Source organism: Altererythrobacter sp. Z27, from assembly GCF_052683155.1.
Genome location: NZ_JBQYMC010000001.1, coordinates 909975 through 934683, shown reverse-complemented (window position 1 = coordinate 934683; position 24709 = coordinate 909975). Strand labels below are relative to the sequence as shown.

General features: G+C 62.3%; 26 protein-coding genes and 1 tRNA gene. 19 read left to right on the top strand and 8 right to left on the bottom strand.

Features of this window, described 5'->3' with window-relative positions; translation table 11 throughout:
- The first annotated feature begins 93 nt into the window (after window positions 1-93).
- The 10 genes from ACUJ47_RS04595 to ACUJ47_RS04550 all read left to right on the top strand — a co-directional run bounded on the left by ACUJ47_RS04595 (window position 94) and on the right by ACUJ47_RS04550 (window position 9123).
- Window positions 94-429, top strand: coding sequence for a TIGR02300 family protein (locus ACUJ47_RS04595; protein ID WP_354143307.1), 336 nt, complete (start codon window positions 94-96; stop codon window positions 427-429).
- A 94-nt stretch (window positions 430-523) separates the two neighbouring features.
- Window positions 524-599 (top strand) — tRNA-Ala (locus tag ACUJ47_RS04590).
- Between the two features lie 178 nt (window positions 600-777).
- A complete protein-coding gene (gene ffh / locus ACUJ47_RS04585; protein WP_445537263.1) occupies window positions 778-2250 on the top strand; it encodes a signal recognition particle protein in 1473 nt (490 codons plus the stop codon).
- Between the two features lie 33 nt (window positions 2251-2283).
- A complete protein-coding gene (rpsP, locus tag ACUJ47_RS04580) occupies window positions 2284-2829 on the top strand; it encodes a 30S ribosomal protein S16 (protein ID WP_445537262.1) in 546 nt (181 codons plus the stop codon).
- An 8-nt stretch (window positions 2830-2837) separates the two neighbouring features.
- Window positions 2838-3338 (top strand): ribosome maturation factor RimM, encoded by a 501-nt coding sequence (rimM, locus tag ACUJ47_RS04575; RefSeq protein ID WP_445537261.1) that lies wholly within the window; start codon window positions 2838-2840, stop codon window positions 3336-3338.
- Window positions 3335-4123 carry a tRNA (guanosine(37)-N1)-methyltransferase TrmD gene (gene trmD, locus ACUJ47_RS04570; protein WP_445537260.1) on the top strand — a complete coding sequence of 263 codons (789 nt, stop codon included), beginning with the start codon at window positions 3335-3337 and terminating at the stop codon, window positions 4121-4123. Before rimM ends, trmD begins: the two co-directional genes overlap by 4 nt.
- Complete coding sequence (gene rplS, locus ACUJ47_RS04565; protein ID WP_445537259.1) at window positions 4120-4491, top strand: 50S ribosomal protein L19; 372 nt, start codon at window positions 4120-4122, stop codon at window positions 4489-4491. Before trmD ends, rplS begins: the two co-directional genes overlap by 4 nt.
- Window positions 4492-4589: 98 nt before the next feature.
- On the top strand, window positions 4590-6824 hold the full coding sequence (locus ACUJ47_RS04560; protein WP_445537258.1) for a DPP IV N-terminal domain-containing protein: 2235 nt from the start codon (window positions 4590-4592) through the stop codon (window positions 6822-6824).
- Window position 6825: 1 nt separating this feature from the next.
- The gene (locus ACUJ47_RS04555) at window positions 6826-8022 is read left to right on the top strand and encodes an APC family permease (protein WP_445537257.1); all 1197 of its coding nucleotides are present in this window, start codon (window positions 6826-6828) and stop codon (window positions 8020-8022) included.
- 75 nt (window positions 8023-8097) lie between these two features.
- Window positions 8098-9123, top strand: a complete 1026-nt coding sequence (locus ACUJ47_RS04550) for an aspartate-semialdehyde dehydrogenase (protein WP_445537256.1) — start codon at window positions 8098-8100, stop codon at window positions 9121-9123.
- Window positions 9124-9129: 6 nt separating this feature from the next.
- Here the strand turns inward: ACUJ47_RS04550 and ACUJ47_RS04545 are convergent, their stop codons facing one another.
- From ACUJ47_RS04545 to ACUJ47_RS04535, 3 genes are read right to left on the bottom strand one after another with little or no spacing between them, the layout of a single operon-like run.
- On the bottom strand, window positions 9130-10710 hold the full coding sequence (locus ACUJ47_RS04545; RefSeq protein WP_445537255.1) for a DHA2 family efflux MFS transporter permease subunit: 1581 nt from the start codon (window positions 10708-10710) through the stop codon (window positions 9130-9132).
- A 2-nt stretch (window positions 10711-10712) separates the two neighbouring features.
- Window positions 10713-11795 (bottom strand): HlyD family secretion protein, encoded by a 1083-nt coding sequence (locus tag ACUJ47_RS04540; protein WP_445537254.1) that lies wholly within the window; start codon window positions 11793-11795, stop codon window positions 10713-10715.
- Entirely contained in the window at window positions 11788-12207 is a 420-nt protein-coding gene (locus tag ACUJ47_RS04535; protein ID WP_445537253.1) for a MarR family winged helix-turn-helix transcriptional regulator, read from the bottom strand. Before ACUJ47_RS04535 ends, ACUJ47_RS04540 begins: the two co-directional genes overlap by 8 nt.
- Window positions 12208-12310: 103 nt before the next feature.
- On the opposite strand from ACUJ47_RS04535, the gene ACUJ47_RS04530 reads away from it, so the two are divergent.
- The 8 genes from ACUJ47_RS04530 (at window position 12311) to ACUJ47_RS04495 (ending at window position 19473) form a co-directional block, all read left to right on the top strand.
- Complete coding sequence (locus ACUJ47_RS04530; RefSeq protein WP_445537252.1) at window positions 12311-12958, top strand: 2-hydroxychromene-2-carboxylate isomerase; 648 nt, start codon at window positions 12311-12313, stop codon at window positions 12956-12958.
- Complete coding sequence (locus ACUJ47_RS04525) at window positions 12922-13713, top strand: alpha/beta fold hydrolase (protein WP_445537251.1); 792 nt, start codon at window positions 12922-12924, stop codon at window positions 13711-13713. The genes ACUJ47_RS04530 and ACUJ47_RS04525 overlap by 37 nt, the downstream gene beginning before the upstream one ends.
- Window positions 13714-13826: 113 nt before the next feature.
- Window positions 13827-15686, top strand: a complete 1860-nt coding sequence (locus tag ACUJ47_RS04520; RefSeq protein ID WP_445537250.1) for a M2 family metallopeptidase — start codon at window positions 13827-13829, stop codon at window positions 15684-15686.
- 317 nt (window positions 15687-16003) lie between these two features.
- Window positions 16004-17014 (top strand): YncE family protein, encoded by a 1011-nt coding sequence (locus ACUJ47_RS04515; RefSeq protein WP_445538858.1) that lies wholly within the window; start codon window positions 16004-16006, stop codon window positions 17012-17014.
- Window positions 17015-17485, top strand: a complete 471-nt coding sequence (locus tag ACUJ47_RS04510; protein ID WP_445537249.1) for an ATP-dependent zinc protease family protein — start codon at window positions 17015-17017, stop codon at window positions 17483-17485.
- 4 nt (window positions 17486-17489) lie between these two features.
- Entirely contained in the window at window positions 17490-18395 is a 906-nt protein-coding gene (gene rimK, locus ACUJ47_RS04505) for a 30S ribosomal protein S6--L-glutamate ligase (protein ID WP_445537248.1), read from the top strand.
- Between the two features lie 259 nt (window positions 18396-18654).
- A complete protein-coding gene (locus ACUJ47_RS04500; protein ID WP_445537247.1) occupies window positions 18655-19158 on the top strand; it encodes a hypothetical protein in 504 nt (167 codons plus the stop codon).
- 78 nt (window positions 19159-19236) lie between these two features.
- Window positions 19237-19473: a hypothetical protein gene (locus ACUJ47_RS04495; RefSeq protein WP_445537246.1), complete on the top strand. Its 237-nt coding sequence runs from the start codon at window positions 19237-19239 to the stop codon at window positions 19471-19473.
- Window positions 19474-19515: 42 nt separating this feature from the next.
- Here ACUJ47_RS04495 and ACUJ47_RS04490 read toward each other — a convergent pair whose 3' ends face one another.
- Together ACUJ47_RS04490 and ACUJ47_RS04485 are read right to left on the bottom strand one after the other, a co-directional pair.
- Window positions 19516-20286 (bottom strand): SDR family NAD(P)-dependent oxidoreductase, encoded by a 771-nt coding sequence (locus tag ACUJ47_RS04490; RefSeq protein ID WP_445537245.1) that lies wholly within the window; start codon window positions 20284-20286, stop codon window positions 19516-19518.
- Entirely contained in the window at window positions 20283-21719 is a 1437-nt protein-coding gene (locus tag ACUJ47_RS04485; protein WP_445537244.1) for an AMP nucleosidase, read from the bottom strand. The genes ACUJ47_RS04490 and ACUJ47_RS04485 overlap by 4 nt, the downstream gene beginning before the upstream one ends.
- 116 nt (window positions 21720-21835) lie before the next feature.
- On the opposite strand from ACUJ47_RS04485, the gene ACUJ47_RS04480 reads away from it, so the two are divergent.
- Complete coding sequence (locus ACUJ47_RS04480; RefSeq protein ID WP_445537243.1) at window positions 21836-23353, top strand: serine hydrolase domain-containing protein; 1518 nt, start codon at window positions 21836-21838, stop codon at window positions 23351-23353.
- Between the two features lie 76 nt (window positions 23354-23429).
- Here the strand turns inward: ACUJ47_RS04480 and rplI are convergent, their stop codons facing one another.
- The 3 genes from rplI to rpsF are packed head-to-tail and all read right to left on the bottom strand — an operon-like array spanning window position 23430 to window position 24644.
- Window positions 23430-24041 carry a 50S ribosomal protein L9 gene (rplI, locus tag ACUJ47_RS04475; RefSeq protein ID WP_445537242.1) on the bottom strand — a complete coding sequence of 204 codons (612 nt, stop codon included), beginning with the start codon at window positions 24039-24041 and terminating at the stop codon, window positions 23430-23432.
- A gap of 13 nt (window positions 24042-24054) precedes the next feature.
- Window positions 24055-24279 carry a 30S ribosomal protein S18 gene (rpsR, locus tag ACUJ47_RS04470; protein ID WP_445537241.1) on the bottom strand — a complete coding sequence of 75 codons (225 nt, stop codon included), beginning with the start codon at window positions 24277-24279 and terminating at the stop codon, window positions 24055-24057.
- Window positions 24279-24644 (bottom strand): 30S ribosomal protein S6, encoded by a 366-nt coding sequence (gene rpsF, locus ACUJ47_RS04465; protein WP_354143334.1) that lies wholly within the window; start codon window positions 24642-24644, stop codon window positions 24279-24281. Before rpsF ends, rpsR begins: the two co-directional genes overlap by 1 nt.
- Window positions 24645-24709: the final 65 nt, after the last annotated feature.

The window sequence follows — 24709 nt, the reverse complement described above, 5'->3', positions numbered from 1 at the left end:
TGATTCGGGCTGATTTGCTACCCATCAAGAAAGAGAATTTTTTGCGTGGCCCGCGACCGTCCAAACCGGGCCCGACCGAAGGAATACGAAATCATGGCAAAGCCAGAATGGGGCACCAAGCGTTCCTGCCCCAAATGCGGGGAACGCTTCTACGATCTGGGCAAGTCCGAGCCCGTCGCCTGCATCGAATGTGGCGAAGAATGGTATCCTGAGCCGGTGCTGAAGCCGAAGCAGCCGATTCCGTTCGAGGAAGAAGAGAAGAAGAAAGAAGCCGATGCCGACGCCGATCTGGGCGGCGACGACGATCTGGAGGATCTGGAGAACATCGACGAAGACGATGATTCGCCGGACAATGACGTCGACCTTGGCGGCGACGACGACCTGGGCGTGAGCACGGGTGCAGGCGACGACGACGAAGACGATAGCTGATATCGTCGTAACTGATTTTGATGTTGCATTAGGGAGGCGCGCTTTATAAAGGGCGCTTCCCGCAGGCTGGAACGCCTGCATATATCGAGTGCTCGGGGCCTTAGCTCAGCTGGGAGAGCGCTACAATGGCATTGTAGAGGTCAGCGGTTCGATCCCGCTAGGCTCCACCACTCGAGACTGAACAAAGTCGGATTTCGATCCGGGAGTTTCCCAGAAGAAGTGGGCACCACTTTTTCGGTTCGGGAAGCGACCAGATAAACAATTCCGCACGCTGGCCGACGAGGTTTCGTCCGCCGGCGTTTTTCGCGTTTAGCCGGTTTTGGCCGGCGGAAGGAGTGACGGGCAGGCATGTTTGACAATCTGTCAGATCGCCTTGGCAATGTGTTCGACCGCTTGCGCGGGCGAGGCGCGCTGTCCGAACAGGACGTGCGCGATGCGATGCGCGAAGTGCGCGTTGCGCTGCTTGAAGCCGATGTTGCCCTGCCGGTTGCCCGACGGTTCATCGACAACGTCACCGAAAAGGCCGTGGGCCAGGACGTGTTGCGCTCGATCACGCCGGGCCAGCAGGTCGTCAAGATCGTCAATGACGAACTGGTCGAGATGCTCGGCGGTGCCGAGGTGGAGGGCCTGCAACTCGACGCCAAGCCGCCGGTCGTGATCATGATGGTCGGCCTTCAGGGCTCGGGCAAGACCACCACCACTGCCAAGCTCGGCAAGCTGTTGAAGGAAAAGCACGGCAAGAAGGCGCTGATGGCGTCGCTCGACGTGCAGCGGCCCGCCGCGCAGGAACAGCTCAAGGTGCTGGGCGAGCAGGTCGAAGTCGCAACGCTGCCGATCGTGCCAGGCCAGCAGCCGGTCGATATCGCCCGCCGCGCAATGGAAGCTGCACGGCTCCAGGCGGTAGATGTCCTGCTGCTCGACACTGCAGGCCGATTGCATGTCGACGAAGCGCTGATGGCCGAAATGAAGGCAGTCGCTGGCGTTTCGGCGCCGAAGGAAGTGCTGCTGGTCGTCGACAGCCTCACTGGCCAGGACGCGGTCAACGTGGCCCAAAGCTTCAGCGGCGAAGTGCCGCTGACCGGCGTGGTCCTGACCCGCATGGACGGCGATGCCCGCGGCGGTGCAGCGCTTTCGATGCGGCACGTCACCGGCAAGCCGATCAAGTTCGCAGGCACGGGCGAAAAGCTCGACGCGATCGAGGCATTCGATCCGAAGCGTGTTGCGGGCCGGATCCTGGGCATGGGCGATGTCGTTAGCCTGGTCGAGAAGGCTGCGGCTACGATCAAGGAAGAGGATGCCGAAGCGCTCGCCAAGCGCATGGCAAAGGGCCAGTTCGACCTCAACGACCTTCGCACCCAGCTGCGCCAGATGCAGAGCATGGGCGGACTGGGCATGCTCGCGGGCATGATGCCGGGCATGAAGAAGGCCAAGGCCGCGCTCGCTGCAAGCGGCATGGACGACAAGGTCCTGGTCCATATGGATGCGATCATCGGCTCGATGACACCGAAGGAACGTGCGCGCCCCGAATTGCTGAACGCCAAACGCAAGAAGCGCGTTGCGGCGGGCAGCGGAACCGAAGTGCAGGAAGTGAACAAGGTGCTGAAGATGCACCAGGAAATGTCCCGCGCGATGAAACAGATCAAGAAGATGGGCGGGCTCAAGGGCCTTGGCGCCCTGTTCGGTGGCGGCGGTCTCGGTACGGCAATGCCCGGGCTCGGCGGCCCCGGTGCAGGAATGCCCGGCCTGGGCGGTCCGAAGGGGCCCACGGTCGATCCGGACACGCTCCCGCCCGAAATTCGCGATTTATTGAACAAGAAGTGATTTCAAGAAATTAGACTGGAAAGGTAATATACAATGGCAGTTGCAATCCGTCTCTCGCGCGGTGGCGCGAAGAAGCGCCCTTACTACCGCATCGTCGTGTCGGACACGCGCAGCCCGCGTGACGGCAAGTATCTGGAGCAGATCGGCACCTACAATCCGATGATGCCCAAGGACAGCGGCGAGCGTGTGAAGCTCAACGAAGACCGTGCGCGCCACTGGCTTTCGGTTGGCGCCCAGCCGACCGACCGCGTCCACCGCTTCCTCGATGCCGCTGGCATCCTCGAGCGTGCGCCGCGCAACAACCCGAAGAAGGGCGAACCGGGCGATGCCGCCAAGGAACGCGCCGAGGAAAAGGCCGCCAAGCTGGCCGAGGCTGAAGAAGCCGCCGCAACCGCAGAAGCTGAAGCCGTTGAAGCCGAAGCCGTGACGGAAGAAGCCGCTGCTGAAGAAGCTCCGGCTGAAGAAGTTGCCGCTGAGGAAGCCCCGGCTGAGGAAGCTGCCGCTGAAGAGGCTCCGGCCGAAGAAGCAGCAGCCGAAGAAGCTCCGGCTGAAGAAACCGCCGAAGAAAAGGCCGAGTAAGCCTTTCCATGTCGGACAAGCCCGTCACGCTTGCGGCCATCACCGGCGCGCACGGTGTGACGGGCGAGGTCCGCCTGAAGCTGTTCGGAGAAGGCGCTGATGCGCTTTCCCGTTTCACCAGCTTCAATGGGGGTACGCTGACCCTCAGGAAGATCCGCCCTGACAACAAGGGTGGTGCGATCGCCCGATTTGCCGAGGTATCGGGGCGCGGCGATGCCGAGAAATTGCGCGGCACTGCACTTACCGTCGAGCGCGACCAGCTCCCGTCACTGGACGAAGGCGAGTTTTACCACGCCGATATCATCGGCCTGCCGGTGGTCACCGATGCAGGCGAACCGGTGGGGCGCACGATTGCGGTTCACAATTTTGGTGCCACCGACATCATCGAGATCGAGAAGCTCCCCGCGCCCGAGAAGGGCCCCAAGACCTTCATGGTGCCGATGATCGAGGCCGCCGTGCCCGAATGGAATGGTGAAAGGCTTGTGATATCGGCGGATTTTGTCGAATGACGTTCGTCGCCACTATCCTCACGCTCTATCCGGAGATGTTTCCAGGGCCGCTGGGCGTGTCGCTTGCGGGCAAAGCGCTCGAGCGCGGGGACTGGTCGTGCGCGACCGTGAACCCTCGCGATTTCGCGACTGACAAGCACCGCACAGTTGACGATACACCTGCGGGCGGCGGGGCAGGGATGGTGCTGAAGGCCGATGTGATGGCGGCGGCGCTGGATAGTGTGATTGCGCGGCAATCCGTTCATACTTCGACGAGCTCAGCACGAACGAGGAGCGGAGCGATCCCGATCCTCGCCATGACCCCGCGCGGAAAGCCGATTACGCAGGAGCGCATTCGCGAGATCGCGTCGGGTCCCGGTGCTACCATCATTTGCGGCCGGTTCGAGGGCTTTGATGAGCGGCTGTTCGAAGCGCGGCCGGATATCGAGCAGATATCGCTCGCCGACATCGTTCTCTCGGGCGGAGAGACGGCGGCCATCGCAATACTTGACGCTTGCATTCGCCTGCTTCCCGGCGTAATGGGCGCGCCCGATAGCGGGCACGAGGAGTCCTTCGAGGAAGGGCTGCTGGAATATCCGCAATATACCCGACCTCAGGAATGGGAAGGGCGCACGATCCCCGAAGTGCTGCGATCAGGGGATCATGCGAAAATCGCTGCATGGCGCAAGTCGCGTAGCGAAGACGATACTCGGTTACGCAGGCCGGACCTTTGGGAGCGCTATAGTGGCGCTCGGGCCCAGCCTGCCTCTGGCGCGCGGCGAAAGAAGAAGGACTTGGACCAGTGAACCTGATCCAGCAGATCGAAGCGGAAGAAATTGCCAAGGCTGGCAAGGCCATTCCCGAATTCCGTGCCGGTGACACCGTGCGCGTTGGCGTGAAGGTTGTCGAAGGCAACCGCGAACGTATCCAGAATTACGAAGGTGTTGTAATTGCCCGCTCGAACCGCGGCATGGGCTCGAACTTCACCGTCCGCAAGATGAGCTTCGGCGAAGGCGTGGAACGCGTGTTCCCGCTCTACTCGCCGATCGTCGACAGCATCACCGTGGTTCGCCGCGGCGTGGTGCGTCGCGCCAAGCTCTATTACCTGCGTGGCCGCACCGGCAAGAGCGCTCGCATTGCCGAGCGTCGCGAAAATGTGAAGGCCGACGCTTAAGGCGTTCGCCTAAAAAGTTTTGACGAAGGGCGTCTCGGCGATATGCCGAGGCGCCCTTTTTCTTTGGTCGCAATCAATTCGGGAAATTCGTCATTGTCATGCGCAGCCTTCTTCTTTCAACCGCCGCCGCCCTGCTTTCGCTTTCAACTCCCATCCACGCAGAGGACGCTGCAATGAGCGACGCGCCCCAGCTCACATTCGAGCGCGTCTTTGCTTCGCCGTCGCTCGATGGGCCAAGCCCGCGCCAGCCCAAGCTTTCGCCCGACGGGCGCTACCTGACCTTGCTGCGCAACCGCGAGGACGAGCGCGACCGCTACGATCTGTGGGGATTCGACCGCGAGAGCGGCGAGTGGACCATGCTGGTCGATTCGGCGAAGCTCGGTTCGGGCCGCGAGCTGAGCGAAGACGAGAAGATGCAGCGCGAGCGGATGCGCGTCGGCAATTTGCGCGGCATCATCAGCTATCAATGGGCCAGCGACGGCAAGTCGGTTCTGGTGCCGCTCGATGGTGACCTCTACCTCGCGGGACTCGACGGCACTGTCCAGCGGCTCACCGATACTGAGGAAACCGAGCTCAACCCGACGCTGAGCGGCGAGGGCAGTTTCATCTCGTTCGTGCGCGACCGCCAGCTTTGGGTTGGCAAGATCGGGCATGAGGCCAAGCCCATCACTCCCAGAGAAGCGGATACAATCCGCTGGGGTGAAGCCGAATTCGTCGCGCAAGAGGAAATGGCGCGGATGGACGGCTTCTGGTGGTCGCCGGACGAAAGCCGGATCGTGGTCCAGCGGACCGATGAAAGCCCGGTCGGGATTGTGACCCGCGCCGCGATTGGCGCAACGGGGACCAAGGTGTTTGAACAGCGCTATCCGGCGGCAGGCACGGACAATGCGATTGTCGCGCTGTATGTGATGGATCCCGACGGGAAGCATCGCGTGAAGGTCGATCTGGGGCCTGACACCGACATCTATGTTGCCCGGGTCGATTGGGCGCCCGATGGCAGCGCGATCTATGTCCAGCGGCAAAACCGCGAGCAGAGTGTGCTGGACATGCTCAGGGTCGATCCGGAGACCGGCGAGAGCGAGGTGTGGTTTACCGAGAATGCCGCGCGCGAGAACTACTGGATCAATCTCGGCAATGACTATCGCTTCCTTGAGGATGGCTCGCTCATCTGGTGGAGCGAGCGCGACGGCTTCGGCCATCTCTACCACTTCAAGGATGGCGAATGGACTCAGCTGACCAGCGGGGAGTGGGTCATCACCCGCCTCGCTGGGGTCGATGAAGCGCTTGGCCGGGTCTATTTCGAAGGCAATGCCGATGGCGTGCTCGAACGGCATGTCTATGCGCTGGACTTGGCCAAGCCCGGTGAATGGCAGCGGCTAACCGAGCCGGGCTATGTCAATGCCTCGGTCATGGACAAGAAAGCGCAATCGCTGCTGGTGACGCGTTCTTCGCCGGTGCAACCGGCACAGACCTATCTGGCCGATACTGCAGGCAACCGCATCGCTTGGGTCGAGGAAAACGCGCTGGACGCTAACCATCCCTATGCGCCTTTCCTCGCGGGCCATGCTGCGCCCGAGTTCGGCACGGTTGCTGCAGATGACGGCACGCCGCTGCACTGGATGATGCTCAAGCCCGAGATGGAAGCGGGCAAAAAATACCCCGTATTCGTGATGCATTATGGCGGGCCGGGCCCTCAAATGGTCGACCGGGCATGGGAAGGCGCATTGGCGCAAGCGGTGGTCGATAAGGGCTACATCTGGTTCGTGCTCGACAATCGCGGCTCGGCCAATCGCGGGGTCGAATTCGAGCAGCCGCTCTACCATGCCATGGGCGGGGTCGAAGTTGTGGACCAAGCCAAGGGCACCGAGTTCCTCAAGACGCTCGATTTCGTCGATCCGGACAAGATCGCGATCTACGGCTGGTCCTATGGCGGCTATATGACGCTCAAGCGGTTGCAGGCCGAGCCTGGCACCTATGCAGCGGGGATTTCCGGCGCGCCAGTGACCAAGTGGGAACTCTACGACACCCACTATACCGAGCGGTTCATGGGCGATCCCAGATATGTGCCGGAAGCCTATACCAAGGCCAATGCGATGGAGGATGCGACGAAGATGAGCGATCCTCTGCTGCTGATCCACGGCATGGCGGATGATAACGTCGTGTTCGAGCACTCGTCGGAACTGATTGCCAAGCTGCAAGGCAGCAATGTGCCGTTCGAAATGATGCTCTATCCCGGCTACACTCACCGCGTCGCGGGTGAGCAGGTTTCGCCGCATCTGTGGAACACGATCTTCAATTTCCTTGAGCGACATGGCGTAACGCCGCCGGAGTGACATGAGCCAAAAGAGCCACGAACATCGACATGCACTTGGCCCGGCAGGCGCCTGGGCCATGGCGGTCGGGGGTATGATCGGCGGCGGGATTTTCTCGACGCTGGGAGTGGTGATCGCGGTTGCGGGCGAATGGGCCTGGTTGAGCTTCCTGCTCGGCGGGATCGTCGCGCTTGCTTCGGGTCACAGCTATTCGGCCATGACGCGAAAGATCGGCAAATCGGGCGGCTCCTATGCCTATCTGCGCTATCTCGGCTGGAACCGGCTGGCACTGGCGGTCGTGTGGATACTCATCGCCGGATATACGCTGACTGTATCGGTCTATGCCGTGACCTTCGGAGCCTATGCCGCCAATGCCTTCGGCGCGCCGCAATGGGTGGCATTGTTCGCGGCGATTGCGGCAATCGTGGTTCTGGCCGGGGTCAATTTACTAGGCGCGGTGCAGGCTACCTTGCTCGAAGAGGTCGCAGTGTGGGGCAAGCTGGTCATCCTGTTGGGGCTTGCCGGGCTTGGCCTGTGGCATTGGGCGCCGGAGAGGCTCGTGCTCGACACCGCTCAGCCGCTGGGCCTGGGTGCGGCATTGGTCGGCATGGGCGTGGTCTTCATGGCTTATGAGGGCTTCCAGCTGCTGAGTTACGATTATGAGGAAATGCGCGACGCACCGCGTACGATCCATATTGCGATGCCTGCCGCCATCCTTGTGACCATGGCTACCTATGTGCTGGTGGCGCTTGGGGCGACGATGCTGGCGGGCGCAAAGTCCATCGTCGAGCAGGAGGAGATCGCACTCGCAATTGCCGGCCGCGATGCGCTCGGCACGTTCGGTTTCATCGCCGTGTCGATTGCCGCGACTTTCTCTGCGAGCTCTGCGATCAACGCCACGGTGTTTGCGACCGCGCGCCTTGCCGAAAGCGCTGCGCGAGACGGGGAATTGCCTGAACTTTTCGCCCGGCGCGGAGAGCGCGACGTCCCTTGGTTTGGCACGCTGGTGATCTCGGGCGTGGCGGCGATCTTTGTTCTGTTCGGGACCATTTCGGGCCTCGTTGAGTCCGCGAGTTTCGTATTTCTCATGGTATTCGCCCTGGTGAACGGGCTGGCGATCCACTGCCGCGCTGGCGACCGCTGGATTGCGATAGTTGGGCTTGCCGGTTCGCTTGGCGGAGCCGTGATGCTGGTGCTCTACCTTGCCGGCTTCGTATGACGTTGCGCTGAAGGCTCAGGGCGGCTAACTGGCCGGCTCCGAGGCGTCCCCGACGCCGTGAGAAAGGCTGGTTTGATGGGCTATCGTGTTGCCGTTGTCGGCGCGACCGGAAATGTCGGTCGCGAGATGATGCAGATCCTTGCCGAGCGCGAGTTCCCCTGTGACGAAGTCGCAGCGGTCGCTTCGTCGCGCTCCACCGGGACCGAAGTGGAATTCGGTGACACAGGCCGCATGCTCAAATGCAAGAACATCGAACATTTCGACTTCACCGGCTACGATATCGCGCTGTTCTCTGCAGGCGGCGGCCCGGCCAAGGAATATGCGCCCAAGGCTGCGGCGCAGGGTTGCGTGGTGATCGACAACAGCTCGAACTGGCGGATGGATCCCGACGTGCCGTTGATCGTGCCCGAGGTGAACCCGGATGCGATCGACGGCTATTCGAAGAAGAACATCATCGCCAATCCCAACTGCTCGACCGCGCAGCTGGTGGTGGCGTTGAAGCCGCTCCACGATGCCGCGACGATCAAGCGCGTGGTCGTATCGACCTATCAGTCGGTTTCGGGCGCGGGCAAGGCCGGGATGGACGAGCTGTTCGAACAGAGCCGCGCGATCTTCGTCGGCGATCCGGTGGAAGCGAAGAAGTTCACCAAGCAGATCGCCTTCAACCTGATCCCGCATATCGATGTCTTCCTCGACGATGGCTATACCAAGGAAGAATGGAAGATGACGGTCGAGACCAAGAAGATCCTCGATCCGAAGATCAAGCTCACCGCTACTTGCGTTCGCGTGCCGGTTTTCGTCGGCCATTCCGAAGCGGTATCCATCGAGTTCGAAAAGGAACTTTCAGCAGCCGAAGCGCAGGAGATCCTGCGTGAAGCGCCGGGCGTGATGCTGGTCGATAAGCGCGAGGACGGTGGCTACATCACCCCGATCGAATGCGTGGGCGATGGCGCGACCTATATCAGCCGCGTGCGTGACGATCCGACCGTGGAGAACGGGCTCAACCTGTGGTGCGTGTCTGACAACCTCAGGAAGGGCGCGGCGCTCAATGCGGTCCAGATCGCCGAATTGCTCGGTCGTCGGCACCTCAAGAAGGGCTAATCTAGCCTATTCGCTGGGTGGAGGAAGCTTGCTCGGCATGTGCGGATTGCTGCGCATGAAGAAGGCGAGCGGCGCTGCGGCAATTGTGATCCACATCATCAGCCAGAAATCGTTGATATAAGCGATCATCGCAGCCTGCCGGTTCACTTCGGCATCCATGATGCGCAGCGCCATTTCGCCCAGCGCCTGGAACCGGTCGATGGTCGAGACGTCGATCACGCTGCCCGTCGCCGCGGTGATATGCCCGGCAAGGACGCTGTGGCTTGTCTGGATGTTACTGCCCAGCAGCACGGTCATGAGGGCAATGCCAACCGAGGCCCCAAGCGACCGGAACAGGTTGAGCAGGCTCGACCCTTCGGTGCGCAGGCGCGGCGCGAGCGTGGCGAAGGCGCTCACCTGAAGCGGGATGAATACCAGGCCCATGCCAAGGCCTTGGGTCAGGCCGGTCGCGATGATGTGGAACTGGTCAACCGCGAGCGACCAGTGCGCCATTTGCCAAAGTGACAAGCCGCAAATCAGGAAGCCTGTCGCGACCACGGGCCGGGCATCCCAACCCTGGCGCATCAACCAGCTCGAAACCTGCATACTGAGCAGGATTCCTATGCCGCGCGGCATCAATACAATGCCGGTATCGATCACGCCGTAGCCGAAGAGATTCTGAAGCATCGGCGGAAGCAGCGCCATGGTGGCGAACATCACCACGCCGATCACAAGCATGAACAGCAGCGCGAAGAAGAAATTCCGGTCGCGGAACAGAGCGACGTCGAACATGGGATGCTTTGTGGTGGCAAGGTGGATCACCACCATCCATCCGGCACAGAGCGCTAGCAGCGCGTAGATCCAGATTTCGGTCGACTCGAACCAGTCGAGATGACCGCCACGGTCAAGCATCAGCTGAAGCCCTGACAGAGCGATCGCCAAGAGTATGAAGCCCGTCAGGTCGAACGGCCGGCGTCGCTGCTCCGGCTGGGGGAGGTAGGCTATCAGCGCGGCGATCGAGAGGATCCCGATAGGCAAATTGACATAGAACACCCACCTCCAGTTGGCGCTCTCGGTCAGCCACCCGCCCAGGATCGGGCCGAGGATCGGGCCGATCATGATCCCCATGCTCCAGATTGCCATCACCTGGGCCTGCTTACTGGGGCGCGAGATATCGAGCATGAAGGCCTGGCTGAGCGGAGCTATGAACGCCCCTGCCACCCCCTGCATCGCGCGGAAGATGACCATTTCTTCGAGATTCTGCGCCATGCCGCACAGCATCGATGTGAAGATAAAGCCTGCAACCGAGCCGATGAACAGTCTCCGGGCGCCGATCCGATCGGCCAGCCAGCCGGTGATTGGCAGTGCCACTGCCGAAGCGATGATGTAACTCGTCAGCACCCAGGTGACGCTGTCGATTGTCGCGCCAAGCGAGGCCTGCATGTGCGGGATGGCGACATTGGCGATGGTCGTGTCGAGGATTTGCAGCAGCGAGGCCGCCATGATCCCGACAATCAGTAGCCAGTAATTGTCGGCGTGCAGGTGCGGTTCGTCGCTCTCATGCAGGTGGCCGGTTGCACCTCCAGCCGGCTGTGCCGCGCTTGCCATGCCTATTCGTCGCGGTCGGCAGTATAGACCGTGACGTCGGCGGAAAGCCCCGCGATCAGCCGCCGTGGGCTTTTTCCTTCGATCTCGATCTTCACCGGCACGCGCTGGGTTACCTTGACCCAATTGCCGGTGGCATTCTGCGCTGGCAGGACCGAGAATTCGGACCCGGTGCCCGCGCCGATCGAAGTGACTTTGCCCCGAAGTTCGACGCCCGGATAGGCATCAAGCGTGATCTTGGCGCGCTGGCCTTCGTGCATGTCGGTTAGGTCGGTTTCCTTGAAATTGGCCTCGACATAGCTGGCGTCGGATTTGACCAGCGTAACGACAGGCAGGTTTGCGACCACCTGTTGGCCGACGAGCAGGCGATCGGCCTGTGCAATCTGGCCGGCGGCAGGTGCACGCACTTCAGTGCGGCGCAGCGCCAGCTCGGCGTCGGCAATCCGGGCGCGGGCGCGGGCAACCTGCGGGTTTTCGCCGGGCACTGCGGGCGCGGTGGCAAGCTTGGCGCGGGCTTCGCGCTGTTTCGCTTCTGCCTGGCGCAGCCCTTCGCGTGCCTGCGTGACGGCATGTTCGGCGGCTTCGAAATCGGCCTTGGTGCTGAAGCCCCTGTCGCGCAGGGCGCTGACACGCTCAAACCGCGATTGGGCAAAGGCGATGTCCTCGCGCGCTGCCGAAATATCGACCCCGGCGAAATCGCTGGAGTTGGACAGCGCAATCACATTGGCTTGTGCAAGCGCAAGGTCGGCCTGTGCTTCGTCAAGCGCCAGCTGGTAGGGCTCGGGATCGATCCGGAACAGCAATTGCCCCGCTGTCACCACATCGCCTTCCTTGACGTAAGTCTCGACTATTCGGCCACCGACTTCGGCGCTGACGGAGACCTTATCCGCCTGGACATAGGCATTGTCGGTCGAAACCTTGCCGATCAGGCCGATCCAGTAGATTCCCGCGCCGACGAGCAGCAGCAACGGAACCGAGAGCATCAGCGCAAGCCGCCGCCAGTTGCGGCCCGGGCGCGCGTTCACTTCGTTCGCGGCGGGCGGCTCGGTGCCAGCCGAGGTCTCGAACTGGGCGTCGACATCAGCCATGGACCGGCTCCTGCTCTCGTGCGCGCGCCAGGTTGTCGCCGATCCGGTCGAGCAGTTTGCCCAAATTATCGCGTTCGGTCGCGCTCAATCCGCGCAAGGTATCCTCGAACAAATGCTCGACCGTCGATTGTAGCTTGTCGACGATGTCACGGCTCTTGCCGGTCAGGTGGAGGATGCGCGCACGACGGTCGGCCGGATCGCTGCGTCGTTCGAGCCAGCCTGCCTCTTCCATGCGGTCGGCGATGCGGGTGAGGGTGATCGGCTCGATTTCCAGCCGGTCGGCATGGAAGCCTTGGTTCTGGTCGGGGAAAAGGTCGAGCGACAGGAGCAAGCGGGCCTGCGCCGCGGTCAGGCCAAGGTCGCGCACGCGCTCGTCGAAGAGTCGTCGCAAAAGGCGCGAGTTGTCGGACATTCGGTAACCTAGCTCGGGAATCATACGTGAGCATATAATAAGCAAGCTTAGTATATGCAACCAAGCTCTGGCGGTCCGGAGAAATCGCGACTAGCTTGGCTGCATGGCACTCCTCGCAGATCTCTATTTCAGCTTCCGTTCGCCCTACAGCTACCTGGCCATCGGACGATATCGGGAACTCGCGGAAACGCACACGGTCGATATCGCACTGAGGCCGGTCTATCCGATTGCGATTCGCGACCCGGACATATTGTTCACCAATGCGCTGCAAGGACGCTACATCTTCATTGATGCGGCGCGTTCGGCGCAAATGCTTGGCATTCCCTATCGTTGGCCGCGACCTGATCCGGTTGTGCAGGACATGATGACGCGCAAGGTGTCGGAAGATCAGCCTTACATTCATCGGCTGACGCGGATGGGTCAGGCCGCGCAGAAGCGAGGCAAGGGCCTTGCATTTGCCGACGAGGTTTCGAAGGTCATCTGGTCAGGCGCAGTTGACGATTGGCATGAAGGTGAGCAGCTCGCGGAGGCGGTCAGCCGAGCCGGGCTTGACCTGGCGGAACTGGATGCCGAAGTGGCCGCCGAGGCCGACGCGCTGGATGCCGAAATCGCCGCCAACCAGGACGCGCTCACCGCTGCAGGCCATTGGGGCGTCCCTACGCTCGTCTTCGAAGGAGAGCCGTTCTTCGGGCAAGACCGGATCGAAATGGCCAAATGGCGCATGGAGCAGAAGGGGCTGGCCGAACGGTGAGCGAGGTCAGGACCGAGTTCTTCGCCAGCTTCGACGGTACGCGGCTGGCGGTGCATCGCTGCGGCGAGGGCCGCCCGGTCGTGCTGCTCCACGGCCTGTTTTCCAGCGCTGAGATGAACTGGATCAAATGGGGCCACGCCCGTCGGATCGCCGATGCGGGATTCGAAGCGATCATGCTCGATTTCCGTGTGCATGGCCAAAGCGAGAGCCCGACCGATCCGGCGAAATACCCGACCAACGTGCTGGTGCGCGATGTCGTGGCGCTGGTCGAGCATTTGGGTCTCGAAGAATACGACCTGGGCGGATTTTCGCTGGGTGCGCGCACTTCGCTCCATGCTGTGGCGAAAGGCGTGCTTGCGCCTCAGCGCCTCATTGTCGGGGGGATGGGCACTGCCGGCCTAGGCGAGTGGCAGAAGCGCGCGAGCCATTTCCGCCGCGTGATCGACGAGTTCGATACGATCGGGCCGGGCGATCCAGCCTATTACTCGCGCCAGTTTCTCAAATCGCAGGGCGTCGACCGGGTTGCAGCTCGGATGCTGCTCGACACAATGCCCGACCTTTCGCTCGACTTGCTTGCCAATGTGGCCATGCCGACATTGGTGGTGTGCGGTGATGAAGACCGCGACAATGGCTCGGCACGCGATCTCGCGGATTTGCTGCCCAACGCGACCTATGTCGAGACGCCGGGCAATCACCTGATCTCTGCCACCAAGCCCGAACTGGGCGAGGCGATCGCGGAGTTCCTGCTCGGTTGATCCGCCTTCGATCGCTGTTCGTCGAAAATCTCTCAGCACCGCTTGATTAACCGCTGCCACGCAGCCAGTCGCTTCGCTGCAAAAATTCTTGCTGACATTCTAGGGACGCATCCATGACATTTTCGAAGGTCGCGCTTTCGGCGCTGGCGATTTCGCTGGCTGCCACCACCACTCCCGTTCTGGCAGACGATGCGGGCACAGCGCCGCCGGCTGCCGCTGCCGATGCCTATCCGCTGACGCCCGAAGGCGCGGCTGCATGGATCGCAATGGTCGAAAAGGACCTGTTCGGCTTCTCGGTCGAGTTCGGCCATGTGTCGTGGATCAACGCGACCTACATCAACCATGACAGCGATACGCTGGCAGCCAAATACGGCGCGATCGCCACCGAAAAGTCGGTTGCCTATGCCAATGAAGCGGCGCGCTATGCCCGCGTCGAAGGGCTCGATCCGGAAGTTGCGCGCAAGCTCGACATCCTGCGCAACGGCATCGTCATGCCCGCCCCGGTGCGTGAAGGCGCGGCGACCGAACTGAACGAAATCGCCACCAAGCTGGGCTCGATGTACGGCAAGGGCCGCGGCACGCTCAACAGCCAGGAAATCAACGGCTCCGACATCGAAGCCGAAATGGGCAATCTCGACCGCACTCCGGCCGAGCTGGCCGAGATGTGGGCCAGCTGGCACGACAATGTCGGTGCGCCGATGCGCGATGACTACACCCGCATGATCTCGATCGCCAATGACGGCGCGAAGGACCTCGGCTTTGCAGATCTGGGCGCGATGTGGCGTTCGAACTACGACATGGACCCTGACCAGTTCGCCGCCGAGACCGAGCGGATGTGGCAGGAAGTGAAGCCGCTTTACGTGGCGCTGCACACCTATGTCCGTTCGAAGCTGAACGAGAAGTATGGCGAGGCGGTCCAGCCCGCCAAGGGCCCGATCCGCGCCGACCTGTTGGGCAATATGTGGGCGCAGGAATGGGGCAATATCTACCCGCTCGTGGCGCCTGAAGGTGCGGGCGATATCGGCTATGACCTGACCGATTTGATCGAGAAGAAGGGCCTGAGCGAAACCGACATGGTGCGCGTGGGCGAACAGTTCTTCTCCTCGCTCGGCTTTGCTCCGCTGCCGGAAACCTTCTGGGAGCGCAGCCAGTTCGTGAAACCGCGCGACCGCGAAGTCATCTGCCACGCCAGCGCTTGGGACATCGACAATGTCGAGGACCTGCGGATCAAGATGTGCATCAAGCCCAAGGCAGATGACTTCATCACCATCCACCACGAGCTTGGCCACAATTACTACCAGCGCGCCTATAACAAGCAGGACTACCTCTACCTCAACGGTGCGAATGACGGCTTCCACGAAGCGATCGGCGACATGATCGCGCTCTCGATCACGCCCGAATACCTCGTGCAGATCGGAATGCTCGACAAGAGCGACGTGCCGAGCGCCGACAAGGATATCGGCCTGCTCCTCCGCCAGGCGATGGACAAGGTAGCCTTCCTGCCGTTCGGCCTGCTGGTGGACCGCTATCGCTGGAGCCTGTTCGACGGCTCTGTGCAGCCGGGCGACTATAACGAAGCTTGGACCAAGCTGCGCCGCGACTACCAGGGGATCGTGCCCCCGGTCGAGCGCGGCCCGGATGCCTTCGATCCGGGCGCGAAATATCACGTGCCGGGCAATGTTCCCTACACGCGCTATTTCCTCGCGCGGATCCTGCAGTTCCAGTTCTACAAAGCGGCCTGCGACCAGGCGGGCTGGAAGGGCCCGCTCCACCGTTGCAGCTTCTACGGCAATGAGGAAGTCGGCAAGAACCTCAATGCCATGCTCGAAATGGGCGCGTCCAAGCCCTGGCCTGATGCCCTCGAAGCCTTCACCGGCGAGCGGCAGATCAGCGGCAAGGCGATGATGGAATATTTCGCGCCGCTGATGAAGTGGCTCGACAAGCAGAACAAGGGCAAGCCGAAGGGCTGGTAAGCGCCCGCGCCAATAGAAAACCCCCGCCGCAAGCGCTGCGGCGGGGGCGTCTTTGCGGTCGTTGACACAGCGCGAAGAGCGGCCCTTTGCCGAACCCTATCGGTACGCGTGTCGGTAAGCCCGAACCGCCAGAATTTTCATCTTGGTCGTCAATGGAGCTCTTCGCTTGTTGCGGAAGCGAAGCTTCGCATGATCTGTTCCGGTTTCAGATGAAATTATATTGCTCTCTGGCGAAAGCCCTTTGGCGCGTGGCCAAGCTTGCAGTAAGGCGGCGCAAATACCGACGCGATACGACCGGGAGAGAATGCGTGAAGCGAATGATCGGCATTGCCTGTGCAACCCTTGCGCTGTCCGCCTGCGCGTCCACGAATGGCGGGACCAATGGTGCGGCGAGGGGCGCAAGCGCCACGCATGGCACATTGTTCGTTGCCAACAAGCGCGGCAATTCGCTGTCGCTGATCGACCTTGCCAGCGGCGCAGAGACCAAGCGCGTCGAAAGCTGCGCCAACCCGCATGAACTGGCGACCTCGTCCGATGGCCTGCATGTCGCGCTTGCCTGCTATGGCGGCACGACGGTCGACATATTCCGCACTTCCGACCTTGGCCGGGTCGCCAGCATAGATCTGGGCGAGAATGCCCGCCCGCACGGGATCGTGTGGCATGCCAATGGCGACCTCTATTCGACCGCCGAGGGGCGGCAGTCGGTCTTCTGGATCCGCGATCCGCTGGGCAAGGGCGAGACTTTCGAGTTCGGAACCGGCAAGCGGGGCAGCCACATGCTTGCGGTCGCTCCTGACGGACGCACAGCCTGGACCACTGACCTCGGTTCGAAGACGGTCACGCGCGTTGACCTGCTCACCCGCCGTGCGCCGATCTCGGTGACCGTCGGCGAAGAACCCGAAGGGATTTCCCTCGCGCCAGATGGATCGACCCTGTGGGTTTCCGCGCGCGAGTCCGACAAGGCTTTCGCGCTCGATCCCGTAACGATGGAAGTTCGCCACGAGGTTGCGACCGGTCGCTTCCCGCTGCGCATCGCAGTGCGCCCGCAGGGCGATTTCGCGGTGACCGGCGATCTCGAGGATGGCGGACTGACGGTGATTGACACGCGGACCGCCACGCTTGTCCGCAGAATCGCCGTATCCGGCGCTGCAGAGGCCCAAACTCGCCAGCAAGTCACGATCATCTGGTCGGATGACGGCAAGCGCATCTACGCCGCCGAAACCGGCACCGACACCGTCGCCGAAGTCGATTTTGCCAGCGGCAAGGTGCTGCGCCGGCTTTCGACTGGCGAGGGTGGCGACGGCATGGCCATTCTGGGCGCACGCTGAGTGGCGACAGCCAAGGCACCTCCGGCACTGGTCGGTTGGCGGGAAATGGTCGGCTTGCCCGACCTCGCTTCCGTGCGCATCCCGGCCAAGATCGACACCGGCGCGCGCACATCCTCGCTCCATGCGACCGATATCGAGCGGTTCGACCGCGACGGACAGCGCTGGGTCCGCTTCCTGCTCGATCTGGGGCAGGGCCGTAACGAGGCGGTAACCTGCGAAGTGCCAAGGGCCGACCGGCGCATCATCACCAGTTCGAACGGCGAAGCGCAGGATCGCTTCATCATCCGGACGCGGCTGGTGCTGGGCGAATATGCTTTCCGGGCCGAGTTCAGCCTGGCTGACCGGTCCGACATGAAATTCCCGATCCTGATCGGCCGGACGGCGCTGAAGAGCCGCTTCCTGGTCGATCCGGGCCGGTCCTATCTCCAATCTACCCGGCAAGAGCGCAAGCTGTTGAAGAGCCAAGGATAGACAGATGAAGATCGCCATGCTGGCCCGCAATCCCGGGCTCTATTCGCACAAGCGGCTGGTCGAGGCGGCGGAAGCACGCGGCCATACTATCGATGTGCTCAACACTTTGCGCTGCACGGTGAACATCGCCAGCCATCGCCCCACGGTGACCTATAATGGCGAGACGCTGGCGCGTTACGACGCGGTCATTCCGCGTATCGGCGCTTCGATCACGCATTACGGGCTGGCGGTGCTGCGCCAGTTCGAGATGGGCGGGGTGTGGCCGCTCAACGAAAGCGTGGCGATCGGGCGCAGCCGCGACAAGCTGCGCTCGATGCAGATCCTGGCCAAGCATGGCATCGGGCTTCCGCTCACAGCCTATGCCAACGATCCCAAGCAGGCGGAGGAGATCATCCGGGCGGTGAAAGGCCCGCCGGTGGTGATCAAGCTGCTCGAAGGTACGCAGGGCATCGGCGTTGTGCTGGCCGAGACGATGTCCAGCGCCAAATCGGTGATCGAAGCCTTCCGCGGCGCCAATGTGAACATATTGGTGCAGGAGTTCATCAAGGAAGCCGGCGGCACTGACATTCGCGCGCTGGTGGTCGGCGGCAAGGTGGTGGCAGCGATGAAGCGCAGCGGCGCGCCCGACGAGTTCCGTTCGAACCTGCATCGCGGCGGCAGCGCCGAAGTGATCAAGATCACGCCGGAGGAACGCTCGACCGCAGTGCGCGCGGCGCGCTGGATGGGCCTCAACGTCTGCGGGGTAGACATGCTGCGGTCGAACCACGGCCCGGTGATCATGGAGGTCAACTCCTCGCCCGGCCTCGAAGGGATCGAAGTGGCGACCGGCAAGGACGTGGCCGGGATGATCATCAAGTTCATCGAAGAGAACGCAAGGGCCGGGAAGACCAAGACCAAGGGCAAGGGATAGCCAGTTTGCGGGGCTTTCGCCCGGCCATTGCGACACATGCGACAGTGTCTTAGGTAGAAAAACCTTCCTCGCGGATCCTTCCGGAAGTCTGGCTTGAGCGACGATACAGCGATGGCAAAGAGCGTGGTGCTTTTGCCAGAAGGCGGCGCTGTAGGAAAATCGGAATGGCAGCTGGCGGCGCGCTTGCCGGGCAAGAATTGTCTTGCCGGTCGTTCAGGTGTAATTTCCGGCTTCCACACAAGGAAATTGGAGGAAGCCCATGCGCCTCGCCCAGTTGCTCCTCGCCGCGCTTGCGCTCCCGCAAGTTGCCTGTGCCCAGGAAAGCCCGCAAGGCAAATCGAGCGAGATGGCTGCAACAGTCGCCGATGACGAAATATTCAAGGCGGCGGGCTTCGAGCTTTCCGACGGAGCATGGCGCAAGTGCGGCGATCCGGGAACGATGAGCTATATGCCCGGCGCAATCATGGAACGTGGAGATTTCAACGACGATGGCCTTGTCGACGCGCTTGTAACCGAGGGCGGATCCTATTGTTTCGGGATGACGGGTTATGGCTACACTCTCGTCTCCCGGCGAAAGGATGGTAGCTGGCGCATTCTGGACGAGCGCATCGGAATTCCCAGGTTCCTTGAGACAAAAGGGGTGGAGGGTTGGCCCGATATCGAGGTTGGTGGTCCAGGCTTCTGCTTCCCGATCATCCGCTGGAACGGCAAGGAGTACCAGCTCAATCGCACCGAGTATGAGGGTGCGCCTTGCCGGCAGTGATGGCTGGCCGCGTTTGCCGAGTTTTGATGCTTTGCCCCAAATCGGCTAGACTTATGTGATCGAGGTGGGGGCCGAGCCATGCTCACAGTATTCCTGATCGTGATTGGGCTGGTGCCGATTGTCGGCGCCCTCGGCATTTGCGCGCTCGTGTATTGGCTGAGTGCCGATTTCGCAGACGAGCAGGCCCAGAATGATCGCATGCAGGGCGGCCAGTCCGTTTTCAGGCGTTTCTTCCGATGGCTGAACAAGCCCACGCAGAGGCTCGACTACCGGCGGGACAAACTGGGGCGTTTCCGCAAGGTTCGGCGCGGCTGAGGCACTTTACGCCCGTGCCCGCGTTCCACCCGATTCCCGCCACTACGCGTTGCGCGCCATCAACCCGCCATCGACAGGGATCACTGCGCCGGTGATATAGCTCGCGGCGGGCAGCACCAGCGACAGGGTGATGTGCGCCACTTCTTCGGGCTCGCCATAGCGCTTCAGCGCGGTGCGGCGCTTGGCGAAGATCGCCTTGTGCTCCTCTGGCACCTTGTCGGTCATCGCAGTGCGGATCGGGCCGGGGCAGATGCAATTGACGGTGATGCCCTCGGGGCCGAGATCGACCGCCAATCCGCGCGTGAGCCCCGTCACCCCCGTTTTGGCGGCGACATAGGGCGTGTCGCCCGGCGTGGCGCCAAGGCCTTCGGTCGAGGCGATGTTGACGATGCGCGCGGCGTCGCTCTGGCGCAGCCAGGGCAGGGCAGCGCGGACCATGCGCTGCTGCGCGGTCAGCATCACCGCCAGCGCGCGGTGCCAGATGTCTTCATAAGCCTCGTCATCCAGCGCGCAGAAGCTCGAGACACCCGCATTGTTGACGAGGATATCGATCGCGCCGAAATCCTGCGCGACCTGTGCGACCACGCGCTTGATCGCTTCGGCATCGGACACGTCGAGGGCGTAAGGCCGTGCGTTGAGCCCGCATTCGCGCGCCACCGCTTCGCAGGCGGCAAGGTCGAGGTCGGTCACCGCCACTTTCGCGCCTTCGCTGGCAAGAAGCTTGGCGGTTGCCTTACCCATGCCACTGGCTGCGCCGGTGACGATGGCGACGCGGCCCGCAACGGAGCGCGAATGCGAGGTGTGGTCGGTCATCTGAACGGCGGCTCGTTAAAGGCGCGCAGCTTGCGCGAATGCAGCCTGTCACCCTCGTCGCGCAGTTTCCTGCAAGCGACGATCCCCATCTGGAGGTGAGCGGCGATGGCTTCCTCATAGAACTGGTTCGCCTGCCCCGGCAGCTTGATCTCGCCATGGAGCGGCTTGTCGCTTACGCACAGCAGCGTGCCGTAAGGGACGCGGAAGCGATACCCTTGCGCTGCGATGGTCGCGCTTTCCATGTCGATCGCGATTGCGCGGCTCTGCGAGAAACGCTTGGCGCTGAGCGAATAGAGCAATTCCCAATTGCGGTCGTCAGTGGTGACGACGGTGCCGGTGCGCATGCGCTGTTTCAAATTGGCGCCCTGCGTTCCCGAAACTTCCTCGGCAGCGCCAGCCAGCGCCTGCTGCACTTCGGCGATCGGCGGGATCGGGATTTCCGGCGGCAACACACCATCGAGCACATGATCGTCGCGCAAATAGGCGTGGGCGAGCACGAAGTCGCCGATCCGCTGGGTCGAGCGCAAGCCGCCGCAGTGGCCGATCATCAGCCATGAATGCGGGCGCAGCACGGCCAGATGGTCGCAGATCGTCTTGGCGTTCGAAGGGCCCACGCCGATATTGACCAGCGTGATCCCGCTCTTGTCCGCGCGGGTGAGGTGATAGGCGGGCATCTGGTGCTTGCGCCATGCCGTGTCCGACAATTGCGCTCGCCCGTCAGTCGTCCGTTCGCTGATGTCGAGGCCGCCTGCGCCGGTCAGCGAGAGATAGCCGTCGCTGCCTACCTGCCGTGCCCCCCAGTCAACGAATTCATCGACATAGCGGTGATAGTTGGTGAACAGGATGAAGTCCTGGAAGTCCTCAGGCCGTGTGCCGGTATAGTGCGCGAGGCGCGCCAGCGAATAATCGGTCCGCAGCCCGTCGAACAGCGAGAGCGGCATGGGAAGGTTGGGCCTGAGGTCGCTCCCGTCGGCCAGTTCGTCCCCGATCAGTGCCAGATCGGTCGAGGGGAAATGCTTCGCAAGCTCCTGCGGGGCAATGCCCGCCATCAGCGCGCCCGCTTCACCGTCCAGCACATAGGGGAAGGGGATTTCCTGGCGCGACGGTGAGACTTCGAGCCGCACATCGTAGTCGCGCGTGATCAGCTCAAGCTGTTCCTTCAGATATTCTTCGAACAGCGCCGGGCGGGTGATGGTGGTGGCATAGACGCCTTGCTCCTCGAGCCGCCCGAAAGCGCGCGTGCGATCGCTGGGCGAGCCCTTGCCCGAATAATGGACCCGCAGTTCGGGATAGGCATAGCTGCCGTCATTGCGCTTGCGATCTGGCGGAATTGCGCCTGAGCGAGCATATTCGAGCACGTCTTCGCGCAGCGTAGCCACCGCGGTGTCGTAGATCGCGGAAATTTCTTCAATGATTCTGGAAAAGGTCTGCATGAGCGGCGTCTAACGATTTCGCGCAACAATTCAAGGACAGGGCATGCGGCAGTCCTTGCCAACGGGCGCGCATGGCGCGATCAAAGCTGCGGTTTGGATCGAGCAGGGAGGAATGGATGGCACGCAGGGTTATCGCGGTTACGGGACTGGTTGCATTGGCTTGCGCCGGGCTCGCGCCGGCACATGCGGAAGATAAGGCCCGGGCCGGTTCGATCGACGATCTTGCACCGCAGATCGATGCGATCTTCGCCCAGGCCAAGCAGGACGCCCATATTCCGGGGCTGGTTTACGGGATCGTCAAGGATGGCGAACTCGTGCTGTTCAGGTCCATGGGCGATCGTGACATCGGCACGGCGCCGGTCGATCCGATCACGGCAGACACCCGTTTCCGCATCGCTTCGATGTCGAAGGCGTTCACTGCGGCGGCGATCCTGAAGCTGCGCGACGAAGGCAAGTTCGCCTTGAGCGATCCTGCGGTGAAATATGTTCCGGAGATGGCGCATTGGCTGAAACCCACCGCCGACGCCCCGGAGATTACCATTGGCGACCTGTTGCATCACTCGGGCGGGCTGGTGGAGGACAATCCGTGGGGTGACCGCCAGCAATATCTCCCCGAAGAGGCGTTCAGCCAGATGATCGCGAGCGGCATGGACTTCGCGACCACGCCCGGCATCCGCTACGAATATTCGAACTATGGCTTCGCCCTGCTTGGCCGGATCGTGAGCAATGTTTCGGGGCGCCGCTATCAGGACTATATCCGCGAAGAGATCATGCTGCCGCTGGGCATGGCCAGCACCGGCTATGACGTGCTGCAAAGCCCGAAGGAAAGCCGCGCCATCGGCTATCGCTGGGAAAACAACGGGTTCCGTCGCGAGCCCGACATGCCCGATGGCGCGTTCGGGGCGATGGGCGGGGTCGAAACGACCGCGAACGACTATTCCAAATGGATGGCGTTCCTGCTTTCAGCATGGCCGCCTTCTGACGCTCCCGAAACGGGGCCGCTGCGTCGTTCATCGGTGCGCGAGATGGTCAAATGGGTGACCATGCGGCAGGGCATGATGAGGCCAGCAGAGCTGGGGCCGCCGTGCCGGATAGGGCAGGGTTATGGCATGGGACTGGTGGTTTTCGACGATTGCGACCTTGGCCGGGTGGTGCAGCACAATGGCGGCTATCCGGGCTATGGTTCGACCATGCAGTTCATGCCCGAAGCGGGGATCGGCATGTTTTCATTCAACGCGCGCACCTATTTCAGCAATTCGGGCGGTGTGCGGCAGGCGCTGCACCTGCTGCGCAACAACGGGCTCGCTCCGGATCGCGCGATCGCCGTCTCGCCCGGTCTTGCGACGGCCTATGGCTTTGCGCGCACGGCGTGGGAAAGCGGCGAGCCTGAGTCTGCGCCGCTGGCAGTGAATGTGGCGCTTGACCGGGACATCGCCGATCGCCGGGCGGACCTCGCCGCGCTCAAGAGCGACGTCGGCTCATGCGACACTTCGGCTGCCATCAGCCCGATTTCGGCGATGGAAGGCACTTTCGAGTGGACTTGCGAGCGCGGCACAGTGGCGGGCAGGGTGCAGCGTGCCCCGATTACGTCGATGGAGCTGCAGGTTCTCGATTTCAGGCGCAAGCCGGAATAGCGAGCAGGGCTGAACGAGAAAGGGCGCGACTTTGCGGTCGCGCCCCTTGTTTCTGGCGTTAGCCTGAAGAAGAGCCTCAGGCTTCGTCTTCGCTGCGCTCTTCAAGCAGTTCGGCCGGGATTTCGCCGGGTTCGAGGTTCGGCTCGATGCGGGTTTCCGCAGCGGCTTCCTCGATCTCGCGCTGTTCGTCTTCGAACATCTGCGCGAGCACGTCGACGCCCTGGCTCTGCAGTTCGGCTTCGTCGTCGCTGCGCGCGACATTGGCCTTCACCGTCACGTGAACCTCGGGGTGCAGCGCGATGGTGACGTCGTGCATGCCGATCGTCTTGATCGGGCTGCCCAGGATCACCTGCTTCTTGTCGATCGTGTGGCCCTTGTCTGCAAGGCCGGTAACGATGTCGCGTACGCTGACCGAGCCGTAAAGCTGGCCGGCGTTCGACGAAGCGCGGATCAGCACCACTTCGGCGCCAGCGACCTTTTCGCCCTGCTTCTCGGCCACAACGCGCTTCTCGGCGTTTTCGGCTTCGAGACGTTCGCGATTGGCTTCGAACACCTTCTTGTTCGCTTCGTTGGCGCGCAGCGCCTTCTTCTGCGGGAGCAGGAAGTTGCGGGCGTAGCCGTCCTTGACGGTTACGACGTCGCCGATCGTGCCCAGCTTCTCGATACGTTCGAGGAGGATGATATCCATGTCTCTTCTCCTCTTACTTCACGATGTAGGGCAGCAGGCCGATGTGGCGTGCGCGCTTGATCGCCTTGGCGAGGTCGCGCTGCTTCTTGGCCGAAACTGCGGTGATACGCGACGGTACGATCTTGCCGCGTTCGGACATGAAGCCCTGCAGCAGACGTACGTCCTTATAGTCGATCTGCGGCGCGTTCTTGGCTGCGAACGGGCACGACTTGCGGCGGCGGAAAAACGGGCGGGCCATCAGTCACGCTCCTCACGGTCAGTGCGACGCTTGCGCTCGCGATCCTGCTTGCGCATCATCACCGACGGGCCGTCTTCGTGCTCGTCGACGCGGATCGTCATATAGCGGATGACGTCTTCGTTGATACGGGTCTGGCGTTCGAGCTCTTCGACCACCGAGCCGGGGGCTTCGATGTTGAGCAGCACGAAATGCGCCTTGCGATTGCGATCGATCTTGTACGCGAGCGACTTGAGACCCCAGGTCTCGGTCTTGGTGACCTTGCCGCTGTTGGATTCGATGATTTCGGTGGCTTGCGCCGCGAGCGCGTCAACCTGGGCCTGGCTAAGGTCCTGACGCGCCAAGAATACATGCTCGTAAAGCGGCATGTGCTTGGTCCTTTCACTTCCTGCCGATCGCTGGCCGTTCCGCGCGGATCGTGGGGGCCCCTCCG

Bases quoted from the DNA above. Each gene is read 5' to 3' on its own strand.
- trmD (WP_445537260.1), top strand. From the start codon at position 3,335: ATGACGTTCGTCGCCACTATCCTCACGCTCTATCCGGAGATGTTTCCA.
- rplI (WP_445537242.1), bottom strand. From the start codon at position 24,041: ATGGATATCATCCTCCTCGAACGTATCGAGAAGCTGGGCACGATCGGC.
- ACUJ47_RS04490 (WP_445537245.1), bottom strand. From the start codon at position 20,286: ATGACCGACCACACCTCGCATTCGCGCTCCGTTGCGGGCCGCGTCGCC.
- ffh (WP_445537263.1), top strand. From the start codon at position 778: ATGTTTGACAATCTGTCAGATCGCCTTGGCAATGTGTTCGACCGCTTG.
- ACUJ47_RS04530 (WP_445537252.1), top strand. From the start codon at position 12,311: ATGGCACTCCTCGCAGATCTCTATTTCAGCTTCCGTTCGCCCTACAGC.
- rpsR (WP_445537241.1), bottom strand. From the start codon at position 24,279: ATGGCCCGCCCGTTTTTCCGCCGCCGCAAGTCGTGCCCGTTCGCAGCC.
- ACUJ47_RS04515 (WP_445538858.1), top strand. From the start codon at position 16,004: ATGATCGGCATTGCCTGTGCAACCCTTGCGCTGTCCGCCTGCGCGTCC.
- ACUJ47_RS04555 (WP_445537257.1), top strand. From the start codon at position 6,826: ATGAGCCAAAAGAGCCACGAACATCGACATGCACTTGGCCCGGCAGGC.
- rimK (WP_445537248.1), top strand. From the start codon at position 17,490: ATGAAGATCGCCATGCTGGCCCGCAATCCCGGGCTCTATTCGCACAAG.
- rpsP (WP_445537262.1), top strand. From the start codon at position 2,284: ATGGCAGTTGCAATCCGTCTCTCGCGCGGTGGCGCGAAGAAGCGCCCT.
- ACUJ47_RS04540 (WP_445537254.1), bottom strand. From the start codon at position 11,795: ATGGCTGATGTCGACGCCCAGTTCGAGACCTCGGCTGGCACCGAGCCG.
- ACUJ47_RS04545 (WP_445537255.1), bottom strand. From the start codon at position 10,710: ATGGCAAGCGCGGCACAGCCGGCTGGAGGTGCAACCGGCCACCTGCAT.
- rimM (WP_445537261.1), top strand. From the start codon at position 2,838: ATGTCGGACAAGCCCGTCACGCTTGCGGCCATCACCGGCGCGCACGGT.
- ACUJ47_RS04480 (WP_445537243.1), top strand. From the start codon at position 21,836: ATGGCACGCAGGGTTATCGCGGTTACGGGACTGGTTGCATTGGCTTGC.
- ACUJ47_RS04495 (WP_445537246.1), top strand. From the start codon at position 19,237: ATGCTCACAGTATTCCTGATCGTGATTGGGCTGGTGCCGATTGTCGGC.
- ACUJ47_RS04525 (WP_445537251.1), top strand. From the start codon at position 12,922: ATGGCGCATGGAGCAGAAGGGGCTGGCCGAACGGTGAGCGAGGTCAGG.
- ACUJ47_RS04550 (WP_445537256.1), top strand. From the start codon at position 8,098: ATGGGCTATCGTGTTGCCGTTGTCGGCGCGACCGGAAATGTCGGTCGC.
- ACUJ47_RS04500 (WP_445537247.1), top strand. From the start codon at position 18,655: ATGCGCCTCGCCCAGTTGCTCCTCGCCGCGCTTGCGCTCCCGCAAGTT.
- ACUJ47_RS04485 (WP_445537244.1), bottom strand. From the start codon at position 21,719: ATGCAGACCTTTTCCAGAATCATTGAAGAAATTTCCGCGATCTACGAC.
- rpsF (WP_354143334.1), bottom strand. From the start codon at position 24,644: ATGCCGCTTTACGAGCATGTATTCTTGGCGCGTCAGGACCTTAGCCAG.
- ACUJ47_RS04535 (WP_445537253.1), bottom strand. From the start codon at position 12,207: ATGTCCGACAACTCGCGCCTTTTGCGACGACTCTTCGACGAGCGCGTG.
- ACUJ47_RS04560 (WP_445537258.1), top strand. From the start codon at position 4,590: ATGCGCAGCCTTCTTCTTTCAACCGCCGCCGCCCTGCTTTCGCTTTCA.
- ACUJ47_RS04520 (WP_445537250.1), top strand. From the start codon at position 13,827: ATGACATTTTCGAAGGTCGCGCTTTCGGCGCTGGCGATTTCGCTGGCT.
- ACUJ47_RS04595 (WP_354143307.1), top strand. From the start codon at position 94: ATGGCAAAGCCAGAATGGGGCACCAAGCGTTCCTGCCCCAAATGCGGG.